At 44.0% G+C, this 16923-nt stretch carries 13 protein-coding genes and 1 other RNA gene; 13 read left to right on the top strand and 1 reads right to left on the bottom strand.

What is annotated here, in order from left to right:
• Positions 1-615: 615 nt before the first annotated feature.
• From GXO74_09735 to GXO74_09675, 13 genes are all read left to right on the top strand, one after another.
• Entirely contained in the window at positions 616-1359 is a 744-nt protein-coding gene (locus GXO74_09735) for a hypothetical protein (protein NOZ61947.1), read from the top strand.
• A gap of 186 nt (positions 1360-1545) precedes the next feature.
• Positions 1546-1890, top strand: an RNA gene (gene rnpB / locus GXO74_09730) — RNase P RNA component class A.
• Positions 1891-1943: 53 nt separating this feature from the next.
• Positions 1944-3641 (top strand): single-stranded-DNA-specific exonuclease RecJ, encoded by a 1698-nt coding sequence (gene recJ / locus GXO74_09725; protein ID NOZ61946.1) that lies wholly within the window; start codon positions 1944-1946, stop codon positions 3639-3641.
• Between the two features lie 291 nt (positions 3642-3932).
• Positions 3933-4859, top strand: coding sequence for a branched-chain amino acid transaminase (locus tag GXO74_09720; protein NOZ61945.1), 927 nt, complete (start codon positions 3933-3935; stop codon positions 4857-4859).
• A gap of 418 nt (positions 4860-5277) precedes the next feature.
• On the top strand, positions 5278-5733 hold the full coding sequence (gene nusB / locus GXO74_09715) for a transcription antitermination factor NusB (protein ID NOZ61944.1): 456 nt from the start codon (positions 5278-5280) through the stop codon (positions 5731-5733).
• A gap of 276 nt (positions 5734-6009) precedes the next feature.
• Positions 6010-9183, top strand: a complete 3174-nt coding sequence (gene secA, locus GXO74_09710; GenBank protein ID NOZ61943.1) for a preprotein translocase subunit SecA — start codon at positions 6010-6012, stop codon at positions 9181-9183.
• A gap of 286 nt (positions 9184-9469) precedes the next feature.
• Positions 9470-9946, top strand: coding sequence for a DUF494 family protein (locus tag GXO74_09705; protein ID NOZ61942.1), 477 nt, complete (start codon positions 9470-9472; stop codon positions 9944-9946).
• 8 nt (positions 9947-9954) lie between these two features.
• Positions 9955-12225: a type I DNA topoisomerase gene (gene topA, locus GXO74_09700; GenBank protein ID NOZ61941.1), complete on the top strand. Its 2271-nt coding sequence runs from the start codon at positions 9955-9957 to the stop codon at positions 12223-12225.
• On the top strand, positions 12209-13162 hold the full coding sequence (locus GXO74_09695) for a tyrosine recombinase XerC (GenBank protein NOZ61940.1): 954 nt from the start codon (positions 12209-12211) through the stop codon (positions 13160-13162). The genes topA and GXO74_09695 overlap by 17 nt, the downstream gene beginning before the upstream one ends.
• Positions 13163-13213: 51 nt before the next feature.
• Positions 13214-13522 (top strand): ribosome-associated translation inhibitor RaiA, encoded by a 309-nt coding sequence (gene raiA / locus GXO74_09690; GenBank protein NOZ61939.1) that lies wholly within the window; start codon positions 13214-13216, stop codon positions 13520-13522.
• A 75-nt stretch (positions 13523-13597) separates the two neighbouring features.
• Entirely contained in the window at positions 13598-14566 is a 969-nt protein-coding gene (locus GXO74_09685) for an HPr kinase/phosphorylase (protein NOZ61938.1), read from the top strand.
• Between the two features lie 20 nt (positions 14567-14586).
• Complete coding sequence (locus tag GXO74_09680; protein ID NOZ61937.1) at positions 14587-14967, top strand: PTS sugar transporter subunit IIA; 381 nt, start codon at positions 14587-14589, stop codon at positions 14965-14967.
• 19 nt (positions 14968-14986) lie between these two features.
• Positions 14987-15475, top strand: a complete 489-nt coding sequence (locus GXO74_09675) for a PTS sugar transporter subunit IIB (protein NOZ61936.1) — start codon at positions 14987-14989, stop codon at positions 15473-15475.
• A 149-nt stretch (positions 15476-15624) separates the two neighbouring features.
• Here GXO74_09675 and GXO74_09670 read toward each other — a convergent pair whose 3' ends face one another.
• Positions 15625-16776 carry a transposase family protein gene (locus GXO74_09670; GenBank protein NOZ61935.1) on the bottom strand — a complete coding sequence of 384 codons (1152 nt, stop codon included), beginning with the start codon at positions 16774-16776 and terminating at the stop codon, positions 15625-15627.
• Positions 16777-16923: the final 147 nt, after the last annotated feature.

Below are 16923 nucleotides of genomic sequence, written 5' to 3'. Positions count from 1 at the left end.
TCTTTAATCAATATATTGTTTTTTCAGCGTTATCTCAATAATAATTTGTGCCGATCTTTTCTAAAAAAAATTCAAAAAATCGATTGCCAACTGTCAGCCGCGCAAGATACGAACCCAGCAAACGAGAACTTTAATCGCGATGACTACGGGAAATTGCCCTTTCTCTAAAAATCAATTTTGTAAATAGCGAAGCCCCGCAGCCTTTTTGTGAACAAGACCATTGTGAACCAAATTTATTCAGCTATTTCGGACAAAATTAATTCAATTTTCTCTTGCATGTTAATTCTTAGTTTTGTATATTTTTCTTAAAATGGTGACTTTGTCAAGTTTTAATAACTAAACAGGAATCGGGATATGTTGGTACGGATATTTCAAACGCGAGATATTTTAATGATAGGAGGTTGTATCTGTCGATCGCTTATCACATCCTTGCAAACGATGTATTTCGATGGAATAAAAAAAAGTGTACCGTAAATTTTTGGTACACTTTTTTTTATATCTGTTCATGATAAAAACAGCATAAAACAGGCACGGCAATAGATTTTATGAAATATTTATTATTTACGCCGCGTTATTTCTTACAGTCAGCAACATTCAACAGGAGGCAACGGGCTGATGAATTTTACACTTTTAGCGCAAATCCAGGAATTGGACAAACGACTCATGCAATTGGCGGCCGTCAAGGGCGACTTGCCAGAGAAAGTCGAACAGTTAAAATTGGAGATGGAAAATCTATCTGACGAACGTAATGAAAAAAAATCGTCTCTGGAACAGACGCAGAAGGATTTACTGCACAACAAAAATGAAACAGAACGGTTGCGAGACCTGCTCGATAAAAATCAAGAAAAAATTTACCATGTAAAAACGAATAAAGAATACGACGCTATTACTACAGAAATTGAAATAGTAGAAAGAAAAATTGATGAAACGGAAACAGCGACGTTGGAACTTATGGTAAAAGAAGAGCAACTAAAAAACGAAATTGACGAACTTGACAAGCGGATTTCCGGCGTCCGGGAGCAACTGGTCGCTAACGAAAAAGATTTGCATGAAAAAATGGCAGAAACCGAGTCCGAAGAGCGGATACTCGACTACCAGCGCAAGCAGGTCCTCGCCAAACTCAATCCCCGACTCATTTCTCAATACGAGCGAATCCGACACGCCAAAGAAGGCATCGCCCTTGCCATCGTAAACAACTACACGTGCAGTGGCTGTTTTGCAACAATTCCTGCACAAACCGTGCTGGAAATTCGCAAACGAGAACGCGTCATTGTTTGTGAGACCTGCGGCAGAATTTTAATCACGCCGGAAATGGAAGAAAAAGCAGTAGCGGAACTCCATGTCTTGGATCATCATTAAGTTTTGTCGTGAACATGTTCGCGACAAAATCGTCTAATTGACGCATGAACTTGTTTCTTAAAATTGTTCTTTTTGATTTTATCGTATTAAAAGTAAAGTCTTCGTTTTTTGTGCAAAAGTTCTTTATGTTTTATTTCATTTTTAATTGCAGCTTGCTGCGTTAGCTAAAGCGCTTTTTTCAAATCCAAAGTAAGGCCGGCGATCGCGTGCGCCTGAGGCGCATGAGGAAAGTCCGAACTCCACAGGGCAGGACGCCTCATAACATGAGGGGGGCGCGAGCCCACGGAAAGTGCCACAGAAAACATACCGTCCCGCCATGGCGGGTCAAGGGTGAAAAGGCGAGGTAAGAGCTCACCGTTCCGTCGGTAACGGCGGAAGCACGGCAAACCCCGTCCGGAGCAAGACCGCACAGGGAAAAGGAGCGGCCCGCTCCGCTTGATTCCCGGGTAGGTCGCTTGAGGTTCGCCGCGAGGCGGATCCCAGATAAATGATCGCCCTCGACAGAATTCGGCTTACCGCCTTACTTTGGATTAAATAATTTTGCAAAAAAATAATAAAGTTATTTGACATAAAAAGGATTATTAATGAACTTGAAATGGGTACTCAATGACAAAATTTCAACCGATGCAATTTATGAATTCGCGCAACAATTAAAAGTTCCACTGATTATCGCTAAAATCTTGATTACCCGCGGCGTCGATACATTTGACAAAGCGAAATTATTCTTTAGGGGCAATCTCGACGATTTGCACGATCCTTTTCTCATGCAGGACATGGGCAAGGCCGTCGAGCGCATCGTTGACGCCATCCGTAAAAAAGAAAAAGTTCTCATTTATGGCGATTACGATGTCGATGGCATTACTTCGGTTTCTACGCTCTATCTTTTGCTGAACGATTTGTACGCCGAAGTGAGCTACTACATCCCCCATCGCGTCCAGGAAGGCTATGGCATCAGCAAGCTCGGCATCGACGAAGCCGCTAAACAGGGGGTATCGCTGATTATCTCGGTAGATTGCGGAATTACTGCCGTCAAAGAAATTGAATATGCGCGACAGCGTGGAATTGATGTCATTATTAGCGATCATCATGAGCAAGGGCCGGAGCTTCCTGACGCCTACGCTGTGCTTGATCCCAAATGCGAACGATCCAATTACCCGTTTCAGGAATTGGCCGGCGTCGGCGTAGCTTACAAATTGGGACAGGCGCTCGTTCAGTATCTGGATTTAGAGCCAGAATACATGACAAAATATCTGGACCTGGTCGCGATTGGCAGCACTGCAGACATCGTGCCTCTCATTGACGAAAACCGTATTTTTGTCAGAGAAGGGCTGCGGCTCATCAACCAAACCGACAAACCCGGATTGCAGGCATTGCTCAGCGTATCCGGTCTTGCTGACAAGCCCATCGGCACGGGCCAGATTGTCTTTATTTTGGCTCCGCGGCTCAACGCAGTCGGCAGACTCAGCGACGCCGCTTTTGCAGTCAAACTTCTCACGACGCGCAACCCGCGAGTCGCCTGGGACATCGCCAACATGCTCGAAAATGAAAATCGTGCGCGGAAAAATATTGACGAGGACACTTTTAGACAGGCGCAGTCGCTCGTTGACTCTGACTATGATTTGAGCCGCGATTTTGGACTGGTGCTGGCAAAAGACGGCTGGCATCCCGGCGTTATTGGGATCGTTGCCTCGCGCGTTGTGGAAAAGTATTATCGCCCCACAGTAATGATTTCCGTCGACACAGAAATGGGCAAAGGCTCCGCGCGAAGTATCAACGGCTTTGATATTTTTGAAGCAATTCAACAATGTGAAGATTTGCTCGTCGGTTACGGCGGTCATAAATACGCTGCCGGGCTAACAATTGAAAAGGACAAAATTGCTGAATTTCGCAAACGATTTAATGAGATTGCCAAAGCAAATTTAGACGACGATTTGCTGCAACCCAAATTGCGCATTGACGGGCGCCTGCGATTGGCCGACATCTCTCCCCGGCTGGTGCAACTGCTCAAACTTTTTGCGCCTTTCGGGCCACAAAACACCAGACCTATTTTTCAAAGCGACCATTTACAGGTGGTGGGAAATCCCGCAATCGTAGGCAGAAATCACTTGAAATTTCGTGTTCGTCAGGACGGTATTGTTTTCGACGCCATCGGCTTCAATCTGGGAGATTTGATTTACCGCATCGAACCGGGCTCGCAAAACCTGGACATGGCCTATGTCATTGAAGAAAATACCTACATGGGACGAACTCAGTTGCAGTTGCGCGTGAAAGATTTAAGATAGTTCTCAAAAGTCATTATTTGCTAATGTGGATGATCAAAATGATCCTTCCCATTTTCTTGAATAAAATCTTTGACGATCTGAATTTTCAACAATCGGATAAGAATATTTGCATTTTGTTTTTAAAGAAAAGAGGAAATTCATTCTTGAAATGCCACTTTTTTGCGCCTAAAAAAATCTCTCCGTTTCACCTGTCTTATTTCATTCGGCTCATCTCCTTTTTCTGACTCAGCGGACTTCGACGGCTTCTAATTCATTTTAATACTCATGTTCTACTAATTGAAGGAGCGAAATATGGATCCCCGTGACGAAAAAGGAAAAATTTGGTTAAATGGGTCATTTGTCGATTGGCCGGACGCGAAAATTCATGTCATGTCTCATGTTATTCATTACGGCACATCATTTTTTGAAGGCATCCGTTGCTACAAAACACAAAAAGGACCGGCAATTTTTCGTTTGCCGGAACACGTCCGACGTCTTTTTGACTCTGCGAAAATTTATCGAACGGAAATTCCCTTTTCTCAACAGGACGTTTTTCAAGCTTGTATTGATGTTGTGAAAAAAAATAATCTGGAATCGGCTTACATTCGTCCGGTCGTTTATCGCGGCTACGGCTCGTTGGGAGTCGATCCCTCAAAATGTCCGATCGAAATCGCGATCGGAGCGCTGAACTGGGGACGTTATCTGGGCGAAGAAGCCATCAACAGCGGCGTGGACGTGAAAATTTCATCGTGGCTGCGCATGCACCCCAACACATTCCCGGCAATGGCAAAAGCCGGCGGCAATTATTTGAATTCTCAACTGATCAAACTGGAAGCGCTGAACGACGGCTACAGCGAGGGAATCGCTTTGAATTCCAACGGATTGATTTCAGAAGGAAGCGGCGAAAACCTGTTCGTCGTTCGCGACGGCAAAATTTACACTCCAACCATCGGAAACTCAATCTTGCCCGGGATCACGCGCGACTCCATCATTCGCATCGCCCGCGATTTTGGGTACAAAATCATTGAAACCGAAATTCCGCGAGAAATGCTGTACATCGCGGACGAACTTTTTTTCACCGGAACCGCAGCGGAAGTGACGCCAATTCGTTCAGTGGATAAAATTTCGATTGGCGCTGGCACGCGCGGCCCTGTCACCAAAAAAATTCAGCAGCGTTTCTTTGAAATTTTAGAAACAGGCGACGACGGTAAATACGGATGGTTGACTTTTGTGAAATAATTTTTTACATTTTTCATCAGACAAATATTCATGGCTTTTGCATTCGCCGAACCTTGCAAAAGCCATGACATTCTAAAAATTATTTTTCTTCAATCACAGTTGACAATTTCAGTTGAGACCCTGGCTGAAAAAAGAGTCACAACTTTGACATTTTTAACGAAACTCTTTAGCAATCAAGTGGTTAAATTTTCAATATCGACGAGTTCGCTCTAAAAAAGCAAAAACCGGGTATTTATCGAGCCACACTGATGCGAACACAATTGATTCTTTTGCGGTTGCAACTTTCTCTTGCTGGACATTTTTTAAAGCACCAGGTTTTTAAACTAAACTCGTCGATTAAACAAATAAATTTTTGAACATTTTTTGTCCATTCAAAAGATTAAATGTCCGAGCAAGCTTAAGAAGCGACGACAGATGAGTGAGACCGATGAGCGCCAGAAGAAAAGCCAGAGAATTAGCATTATGCGGGTTGTACGCTTACGAGCTGTCGCAGAACCCACTCGATCAGATTCGCGACGAAGTCATTCGAAACGGCAATATGAATGAGATGATTCAGAATTTTGCCGGCGATCTATTGACGACGACAGTGGAACATCTCGACGAATTTGACACAATGATTAAATCCAGAACGCTGAATTGGGATTTTGAACGAATTGCGATCATTGATAAATTGATTCTGCGGCTGTCGATCTGTGAATTTCTCTATTTTCCTGATATTCCTCCTAAAGTTTCTATCGACGAGGCCATTGAAATTTCAAAAAATTATAGCACAGAAAAAAGCGGAAAATTTATCAACGGCATTCTTGACTCCATTCTTTCGGATTTAAGACGCGCCAATCGCCTCAATAAGAAGGGACGCGGATTAATAGAATGAACCTGAACTAATTCTTTTCCAGCACAGTAAAAGAATTAATTGATTTTATTAGGGTTGCCGGACATATTTGTCGCTGTTTCAATTTGGAAAAAATTTTTCAATCATAAAATTTGAGTTCCAATTATGAGTCCACGCTAAAAAAGAGAAAACCAGCTATTTGACGAACTGAATCTAATGTGGAGATAGTTGATATTATCGATGTTACACTTTACTTTTACGGGCATTCTTGAAAATAGCTGGTTTTAGACCAAACTCAATTATAATTCAGGAGTAACTATGCTTGACAAATTGTTAACGACAATTTTTGGCAGCAAACATGAACGCGACATCAAACGGATTCAGCCAATTGTCTCGCAAATCAACCAATATTATCAACAATATCACGAACTGTCTGACGACGAACTTCGCTACAAAACGATAGAATTCAAGAATTTGATTCAAGAGAGAATCGAAAATATTCGCCAAGAAATCGAACAGCTTTACAGCCAATTACGGCAAGACACCACGGACGCCAAGGGCACTGATTTTGAAGAAGTCCGAACACAAATCAGCGAGTTGGAAGATGAAGAAAAGGAAATAATGGAAGGCGTCCTGTTGGAGATTTTGCCTCGGGCTTTTGCCGTAGTAAAAGAGCAATGTCGTCGTCTGGTGGGAAAAAGTTGGGGAGTGAGCGACATTCAGGCTGTTTGGGACATGGTTCCTTTCGACGTGCAACTTGTCGGCGGCATTGTCCTTCACGAGGGGAAAATCGCGGAAATGGCGACCGGAGAGGGCAAAACATTGGTCGCTTCCATGCCGTTGTATTTGAATGCGTTGCCTGGCAGAGGCGCCCATCTGGTTACTGTGAATGATTATCTTGCTAAACGCGACTGCGAATGGATGGGAAAAATTTATGAAACATTGGGATTGACCTACGCCTATATTACCAATGAAATGGACCCGCCGCAGCGGCAACGGGCATACAATTCCGATATCACCTATGGCACGAACAACGAATTTGGGTTTGATTATTTGCGCGACAATATGGCCATTCGCGTTGAAGATTTGGTGCAACGCCAGCACAACTATGCCATTATTGACGAGGTGGATTCGGTGCTGATAGACGAAGCGCGAACTCCGTTAATTATCTCAGGACCTGTGGCGAAATCCACTCAACAATTTGACGTGGTAAAACCGCATGTCTCTCAACTGGCGCGATTGCAAACGAATCTTGTCAACCGACTCATTGCTGAAGCGGAGAAACTATTACAAAGCGATGATACTTACGAAGCCGGAATTAGGCTCCTTAAAGCCAGCCGGGGCGCGCCAAAGAACAAACGATTGTTGAAAATTCTGCGCGAAGTCGGCGTCAAAAAATTGATTCAACGCGTGGAAAACGATTATCTGCGGGACAAACGTCTGCATGAATTGGATGAAGAGTTGTATTATTCCATCGATGAAAAATCTAATGTCATCGATTTGACGGATAAAGGGAGAGAAGCGCTGTCTCCTAACGATCCTGAGCTCTTCATTTTACCAGATCTGGCGACAGAATTGAGTCAAATAGACCAAAATCCGGAGCTGTCTCCTGAGAAAAAAGCCGAAGAAAAAAACAGAGTACAGGTGGAATACGCCGAAAAGAGCGAACGACTCCACAATATTCAACAATTATTGAAAGCTTACTCGTTGTTCGAAAAGGACGTGGAATACGTTGTCACCGACGGCAAGGTAATGATCGTGGATGAATTTACAGGACGCCTCATGCCCGGCCGGCGATACAGCGACGGACTGCATCAAGCGATTGAAGCAAAAGAGGGTGTGAAAATTGAGGGCGAGACGCAAACGCTGGCGACGATTACCCTGCAAAATTTCTTTCGCTTGTACAATAAATTGGCGGGTATGACCGGCACTGCGGAGACGGAAGCCCATGAATTCTGGGAAATTTACAAGCTTGACGTTGTAGTCATTCCCACCAACGAACCCATTCGGCGCATGGACTACCAGGATCAAATTTTCCGCACCAAACGCGAAAAATACAACGCGGTCATTGACGAAATTGAGGAAATGCACAAAAAAAATCGTCCCGCGCTCGTAGGGACAATTTCCGTGGAAGTTTCCGAAACATTGAGCCGCATGCTCAAGCGTCGCGGCATAAAACACAACGTTTTGAACGCCAAACATCACAAAGAAGAAGCGCAAATCGTCCGCAAAGCCGGACAGCCGGGAATGGTCACCATCGCCACCAACATGGCGGGTCGCGGCACGGACATTAAACTGGGCAAAGGTGTTGTTCTGTGCGATGGCGGCTGCTATTTGGTAGATGATAACGGCCGACCTGTCCCACCAAATATCAATCTTTCCGAGTGTGAAGCATCCATGCCGTGCGGCTTGCACATTATCGGCACAGAGCGTCACGAATCGCGGCGAATTGACCGGCAACTGCGTGGTCGCAGCGGGCGTCAGGGAGATCCGGGCTCGACTCGCTTCTATCTGTCGCTGGAAGATGATTTGATGCGGCTTTTCGGCTCCGAACGCATCGCCGGCGTCATGGATCGGTTGGGCATTCAGGATGGCGAAGTGATCACGCATTCGATGATTACGCGCTCCATTGAAAAAGCACAGAAACGCGTGGAAATGCACAATTTTGACATTAGAAAGCACTTATTGGAATACGACGATGTGATGAATCAACAGCGCGAAGTAATTTACAAATTGCGCGCCAACGCGTTGCACGGTGAAAATTTGCGCTCGCAAATACTCGACATGATCGATCAAATCATCGAAGATCGCATCGCGCACCGCGCCGGCGGCAGCAAATATCCCGAGGAGTGGGACTGGGCCGGATTGAACAATGATTTTCAGCGATTCTTTCTCATGCCTCCTATTTTCTCTAAAAAAGAAGACATCCCTTCGGATTTGACCACCGAAGAGTTGTTTGAAATGGTTCAAGAAAAAGCGCAGCAGGGTTATTTTCAAAAAGAAAAACTCATCGGCGAAAAAACAATGAGAAAACTGGAGCGCATTGCTTTGCTGCAGGTCATTGACACCAATTGGCGGGAACATCTCTATGAGATGGACCAAATCAAAGAAGGCATTGGACTGCGGGCTTACGGACAAAAAGACCCGTTGATCGAATACAAATCCGAAGGATTCAACGCATTTGCCGATATGTTAGCCCAGGTGAACGAAGGCGTCATCGAGTTGATTTTCAAATATCAGCTTCGCGAAGAGCCGATCACCATCACCGGAAGGCGGCCCGTGCAAATGCAGGAAGTGCATGATTCGGCGACGGGATTAGGATTTCAGCCAACAGCACAAGCGCCGAGCCAGAATCAGCAAGCCGCGCCCGGCGGGCAGCCAGCGCAAGGGAAAAAGAAGCCCATCGTGGTTGGGCCAAAAATAGGACGCAACGATCCCTGTCCTTGCGGTAGCGGCAAAAAATATAAGAAATGTCACGGCGCCAACAAATAAAGCCGCTATTCTCAAAATTGTGAACCGACGACGAAATCGGCTCATCGGAGAGCGGAAAAAATATTTTACGAATTTCAAACGATAAATTATTGGCTCATTTTATAAAAAATTCTTGCATTCGTCTGTTTTCCTGTGTATATTGCACAGACAAAGATAAGATTTGCGCTTTTCAATGCAAATAAATTAAAAATTTGTCATAAGACTTGCTTTTAATTTAGGAAATCTTATCTTAATCAGGGTATTTTAATTCAGAAGGGAAAAGCATACCCATTTAGGGAGGGAGGAAATGGACGCACGCGTTATGGAGATTGTTCTCTATATCATGGATTCCATCAACTCAACCACAGACGAGAATATTTTGAGTCAAATAAAAGATATTTCCGACATGCTGGTTGAGCGAGGATACACGGAAACTGAGATAAAATCTGCTTTCGACGTTCTGATGGAAAGCGAATCTGAAGATGAAACCGAACCAGTCGCAGCCATTAGCAAGAAACAAAAAACACCAAAAAAACTGACAAAAAAGCGAAATGACAGCGCCGAAGCTTCAACAATTCAAAAACACTTTATCTTCCAAGTCAACGAATTGGATATCGTCGGCGATGAAGAGATCGAAAGAATCATCAACAGATCGATGTTAAGAGGGCAACACGGCACTTCCATCTCTGAAATTAAAGCCATTATTGATCATTTTATTTTCGATCCGCATGAGCTCCAATCTAATTCATTTTTTGTTATTAACCAGAAACAATACGGACATTAGACCTGAATATGCCAAAATCAGTTGTTATCGTTGAATCTGTCGCCAAGACAAAAACAATAAAAAAATTTTTAGGAAGAAACTATCAGGTGCTGCCATCGGTGGGACACATCAAAGACCTTCCCAAACAAAAGTTAGGCATTGACATTGACGATGGTTTTCAGCCGCAGTACATCACGATCCGCGGCAAAGGGAAAATTCTTAACGAACTAAAGAAAGCCGCGGCTAACGCGGATCAGGTATTTTTAGCTACTGACCCCGACCGCGAAGGTGAAGCGATTGCCTGGCACATTTACGAAGAGCTGAAAAAGAAAAATCCGAACATCCACCGCATTTTATTCAACGAAATTACGGAACATGCGGTTGTGGAAGCCATCAATCATCCGCTGACCATTTCGACGCAAAAAGTGGAAGCGCAAAAAGCGCGCCGCGTATTGGATAGACTTGTCGGATATCAAATCAGCCCCATCCTCTGGCAAACAATCTATCGCGGACTCAGCGCCGGACGCGTGCAATCTGTCGCGCTGCGCATGATCGTGGAGCGCGAACGGGAAATTCAGGCCTTTGTTCCCGAAGAATACTGGACAATCGCCGCCCGGATCCAGGGGAAAAGCAGCGAGCCCTTCCTGTCAAACTTAATCGCCATCGAAAAAAAGAAACCGAAAATCGTCAATGAAAAACAGGCAAAAGGAATCGTCGCTGATTTAGAAACAAAAACTTTTGCCGTTAAAAGCATCAAAAAGAAAAAAGTCACGCGCAAGCCTTATGCGCCATTCACAACGAGCACGATGCAGCAGGAAGCGGCAAAACGGCTCGGCTATACATCGAGACGAATCATGGCTATCGCGCAGCAACTGTACGAAGGAATAGAGTTGGGCGCCGAAGGCAGCGTGGGTCTCATTACTTACATGAGAACCGATTCTGTGAGAATCGCCGGCGAAGCGGTAGCCGCCGCCAGAGATTATATCAGCAAATCCTACGGCACGGAATATGTGCCCCCAAAACCTCGTTTTTACAAGCTCAAAAAAGGCGCCCAGGACGCCCACGAGGCGATTCGGCCGACTTCCATGAAACTCGTGCCCAAAAAAATCAAACGATATTTGACAAAGGAGCAATTTAAGCTCTACGAACTCATCTGGAATCGCTTCCTTGCCAGTCAGATGAGCGATGCTGTTCTGGATCAGACTACGATTGACATTAAAGCGGGCCAGCTTTCGCAAAATGATATTTCTGAAGATTACCTTTTCCGCACTACCGGATCAGTGATTGTATTTCGTGGCTTTTTGCAGGCGTTCGACGATTTTGAGGAAAAGGCTGAAAAAGATGGCAAAGAAAACAACGGCAAAATCCCTATCACCAAGATTCCCAAGGATTTAACTATTAACGAAAAATTAGCTTTGCTGGATCTTTTTCCGAAACAACATTTTACCAAACCGCCGGCCCGATACGCAGAGAGCAGTCTGGTCAAAGAATTGGACAATCAAGGAATTGGGAGACCTAGCACTTACGCTCTGATAATTAGCACGCTGCTGGCGCGAAAATATATCGAAAGAAACGCTCGGCAGCTCGTACCCACAGAACTTGGTTTCACGGTCTGCGACATTTTGGTGAAAAATTTCCCGGCGATTTTTAACACCAAATTTACGGCGGAAATGGAAAACGAATTGGATCGGATTGAGGCGGCGGAAAAAGATTATCTGACCGTGATCCGGGATTTTTACCAGCCATTTGAAAAAGCGCTGGCGGAAGTAAAATCCAAGAAAGACGACATCCGCGACTCGTTAATTGAAGATACCGATGAAAAATGTCCCCAATGCGGCAAGCCACTGATTGTCCGCTGGGGCAGAAACGGAAAATTTATCGGCTGCAGCGGCTATCCGGACTGTCGCTACACCAAGCCTATCGATGAGAATGAAATTGTCACTACCGATGAAATCTGCGAAAAATGCGGACGCCCGATGGTGGTAAAAAACGGGCGCTACGGTAGATTTTTAGCCTGTTCCGGCTATCCGGAGTGCAACAACGTCAAATCATTTACCATCGGAGTGCCTTGTCCCAAAGAAGGCTGCGATGGCATGATTGTTGAACGTCGTTCTCGTCGGGGCAAAATTTTTTACGGATGCAATCGCTATCCGAAATGCGATTTTGCCACCTGGTACAAACCGATAGCAAAACAATGCGAAAATTGCGGTTCCCCCTATCTCGAAGAGCGCTATAATAAATCTATTGGCAATTATCTCTATTGTCCAAAATGTAAGACAAAATATGAACAAAGCTCTTGAAAATAAAAATAGCGCCACAAAAAATTGGGATTTGATTTTCGATCAATATTTGAATTACCTCAAATCGGAACGATCCTATTCCACGCATACCATCACCGCGTATAGCCATGATTTGCAGCAATTTTACGATTTTTTGGAGAAAAATTTCGGACTAAACCGCTGTTCACCCGCCGATATCGACCGCCAAAAATTAAGGTCGTTTCTGGCAAATTTGAAAAAGCGCGACTTTCGCGCAACTACCCTGAATCGCAAAATTGCCTGTTTGAAATCCTTCTTCAAATTTTTATTTGTCAATCAATTTATAAAAAGCAATCCGGCAATTGGCTTGTATTCTTTGAAAACAGAGAAAAAAATTCCCACGACGATCAGTTACGAACAAATCAAAGAAGCGATTGAACTTATCGACGCCAGCGACGTCATCGGATTGCGCGACCGGGCAATATTTGAATTATTTTATGGAACCGGCATTCGATTAAATGAGTTAGCTAATATAAGGATCTCTGATATAGATATGGTGAATGATTTGATACGTGTGTTGGGAAAAGGAAAAAAAGAACGACTCGTTCCCTTGGGCAAAATCGCAAAGTCATCTATTCGGGCCTATCTTCAACGCCGGCTTGAATTGCTTGCCAAGATTTCCGATCAAAATTCAAACAATTATCTTTTATTGAACCAATACGGAAAAAAATTGTCGCTCCGCGGGATCCAACGTCGCGTGGCAAAATATTTGCATTTAGTTACGTCTTCGGGCGCGCATCCTCACAGTCTCAGGCATTCATTTGCCACCCATTTGTTGGACGCCGGCGCGGATTTAGTGGCTGTGAAGGAACTACTGGGACACTCCAGTTTGTCAACAACACAAATTTACACGCATGTCTCGTCAGAGCGATTGAAAAAAATCTACAAACAAGCGCATCCGAGGGCTGATAAAGATTAATTTCCTTTAATTCATAGAGATATAAAGGTTAAACTCGTGAGGAGGAATCCAATGAGAGTAACGTTCACTGCCCGTCATTACAAATCATCTCCGCGGCTCAAAGAGTATGCTGAGAGTGAAGTGCAAAGGTTGGAAAAGTTTTTCGATGGCATTATCAGTTGCGAAATTGTGTTAGATTATCAGAAAGACATTCAAATCGCTGAAATCAATGTGATCGTCCACGGACAACAGTTGACGGTGATGGAAAAATCAGAAGAAATACGCAAGTCCATTGATTTGGCTGTTGATAAAATGGAACGGCAGCTTAAACGTTACAAAGAGAAAAAATTTCAAACTTATGCAACTAAAGAAGTTGAATGATAACTGTTCATCGCAACCTGCCTTATGAAGACTTTCGTGAGGCAGGTTTTTTATTGGAAATAAGCGATAAAGAAAATGAAGCCATTAACAGTAAAAGAATTATTCGAAGATACAAAAAACATATTAAAACTTGAAATTCTCAATTGTGAAGATGAATTAAATAATGAAATCACCGAACGTGAGCTGCATCGAACAGGCCTGGCGCTCAGTGGGTTTGTTGAAGTGTTTACTTATCGGCGTATCCAGATTATTGGTAATACTGAACTGGCGTACCTGGAAAAACTCAGCCCGGTCAAGCGGGAATTAAGCCTGAGAAAAGTTCTTACGTTCAAAATACCATGCATCATTGTGACAGACAACAACCATCCTGGCTCTGACTTTCTTAAAATTGCCACTGAATGCAAAATTCCCGTTTTGCGCAGTTTGTACTCGACGACCCATGTATCGCAAATTTTGAGCAGTTATCTGGAGAAGAGATTTGCGCCTTTTCGTACAGTTCACGGCTCCCTGGTCGACGTCTACGGAATCGGAATGCTCGTCACCGGCCGCAGCGGCATCGGAAAAAGCGAAGTGGCTCTTGATTTAGTAGAGCGAGGCCACCGTTTAGTCGCCGACGATGTAGTCGATCTCATTCGCCGCACCGAGGGAGTTTTAATTGGCAGTTGCACCGAGACTTTGCTTCACCACATGGAAATACGGGGGCTGGGAATAATCGACATTCGTTCCATGTTTGGCATTCGCTCTATTCGTTTCCAAAAAAGAGTGGAGGTGGAGCTCAATCTGGTAGATTGGGACAAAGACAAAGAATACGACCGCACTGGTCTGGACGAAGAAATGATTGATTATTTGGGAGTAAAAATCCCTGTCATTCACTTGCCCATTTTCCCCGGAAAAAATATTACCGTGATCGCTGAAACAATCGCTTTGAACCAATTACTAAAAATATACGGGGAATTTACCGCCAAAGAATTTAATGATCGCTTGATGCAGAAAATCCAAAGTAACACTACATTGCGAGACCATTTGTTTTTTGACCTGGAATAAACTTTGGAGACTATCGGCAAATGATCGGAGGAATCATCGTCACACACGGGCCTATGGCGCAACCTCTCATTGCAGCAGCAGAAACTATTCTGGGAAAAGCGGATAATATTCGCGCACTGTCAACCACGCCATTTTCATTGAAAGAAATTGTGTCCGAAGTCGAGAAAATTATTGAAAAAGAAGCGTGGGACGATGGCGTACTCGTCATGGCCAGCCTGCGCGGCGGATCTTGCTGGAACGCCGCCGTTCTGATCGCCAACAAAAAATCAAACGTACAAGTTGTTTCCGGAGTGAACCTCCCGATGGTAATTTCTTTCTTGAGCAAGAGAAACAGTCTTTCGCTGTCAGAGTTGGCAGAGACCGTTTACCATGACGGGGTGCGCGGAATTGCCAAGCTTTAACCGAAGGAGCTAATGAGCAATGGCTTTAGATTTGATTCGCATTGACGACCGCCTTGTGCACGGGCAGGTCGTCATTGCCTGGGGGAGTTATTTAAAAACAACAAAAATCATTTTGTGCCACGATGAAATAGCAAAATCAGAAATAGAACGAGAAATGTACGCCAACGCCGAAGAAATCGCTCCCCATCCCATGCGCATTTGTGTCTGGACAAAGGACCAGACAGTACGCGCGCTCCGCACAGAAAAATACAAAAATGAAAAAATTATTCTCTTGTTAGAATCTCCGCGGGACGCGCTGAATTTAGTGGATTCCGGCCTCTCTTTCGCTCGAGTGAACATCGGGGGCATGCATTATGAGCGCGGAAAACGTCGGCTCGCCCCGTACATTTACGTGAACGACGAGGATGTCGTTTGTCTCAAGCAATTAGCGCAAAAAGGTATTCATTTAGAGGGTCGCGACGTGCCAAACGCCAAAAAAATCGATTTGACCAGAATTATCGATGAATGACGCGACTGGGCAGCACCCATTGCCTCAAAATAAAACCTAACCGAAATGTGTGTAGAAATGTCGTCTGTTAGTTTTCTTATTCATTTGTTCTTTATCCTTCATTTTTTGATTTTTTTTTGATGAAAGATTGAAAAAGGTTGATAGTTTTTTTATTGATAAACGAGTTTCATGATGTCCTCGATTTTCTTTTTCATGCGACGTTGTACTTCAAAGGGATTGAGTGTCTCTTTTTCATGCTGTAGTCTCTGTTTTGTTTCCTCGTCAATAGCATGAGAGGCCATAAGTCGGTGAAATGGTGTTTGTGGTTTGTCATATTTTTTAATAATTTTAGAATCCACTCGTTTTTTATCGATGAGTTTGACGTTACTGATAAAAAAATTAAAATAATAGTACCATTCGTTTCGATAAAGATCATTAAGCATGTCGACGATCTGTGGGGAATCAAAGCGACCATATCCCAGATATTGCCTGATATGAGTCCAGTTTTTATTTTCCACATGGGCATTGTCATTTTTGTGATAGGATCGAGAACGGGTAAACTGGACTGGCTTTTTTCGTTCTTGAAAATGTCGCACTAAATGCCAATTCAAGAACTCCGAGCCGTTATCGCAATCAAATCCTTTTATGGGGAAGGGAAGTTGGCTCTCGATGTCGGAAACAGCGTCTAAAACACCTTTTTCGCCCTTGCCCCAGACAGCTCGTTGCGCGGTCCACTGGGAATAGATATCCACGCTGTTGACCGTAAAGGCAAACATACCAGCCATAGAAGTGCCACAATGCGCAACGGTATCTGTCTCTAAAAAGCCAGGCTCTCGTTCGTTCCATTGATCGGTCTTTATGGGAATATGCTTTTTCAAAAGCGATCCCGGCTTTGTGGTTGCCATGCCTTTTTTACCATGGCGACGCCGACAAGGAGCAAGAAGCCGATCAATGGTTGCCGCAGAAATCGACAATAGTTTCTGTTCAATCTCGTCGGATAGCTCGTGCTGCTCATAAAACGGCACCCATTCCGCAACAAGTGCTTTGAGACGTTTGGAGCATGGCATATTCGTTACTTGCCAAATGTCAAAGAGCACAGTCTTTATGAGCACATGATCATAAATGGCCTTACGACCGCGACGCGAGAGATTCTCTGGTGATACCTGTGCTGGGGGCTTGTTAAGCAAACTAATGGCATATTTACGATTATACTCGCAGATGTTACAAAATCCGTCTAATATGACCTGTTTTTCTTTTTTGGTGGAGCTATGATATTTCGCCCTGATTTGCAAATAATACTCATACTTTGCCTTGGAACTCATAATTAATCCCTTCCTTGTCTTTTGGGTCAGGTTAATTATGAGGCAACGTCTAACTTTCGAAAAAGTTCGTTCTTTGGAAAGTTAGATTATTTATGAGTCAATGCGCTAGTGAATTAATATATTTGATTCGCAAAAAAGAGCTTGACA

This window comes from Calditrichota bacterium, from assembly GCA_013152715.1.
Taxonomy (GTDB): domain Bacteria; phylum Zhuqueibacterota; class Zhuqueibacteria; order Thermofontimicrobiales; family Thermofontimicrobiaceae; genus 4484-87.
This window is presented reverse-complemented; position numbering and strand designations above follow the sequence as displayed.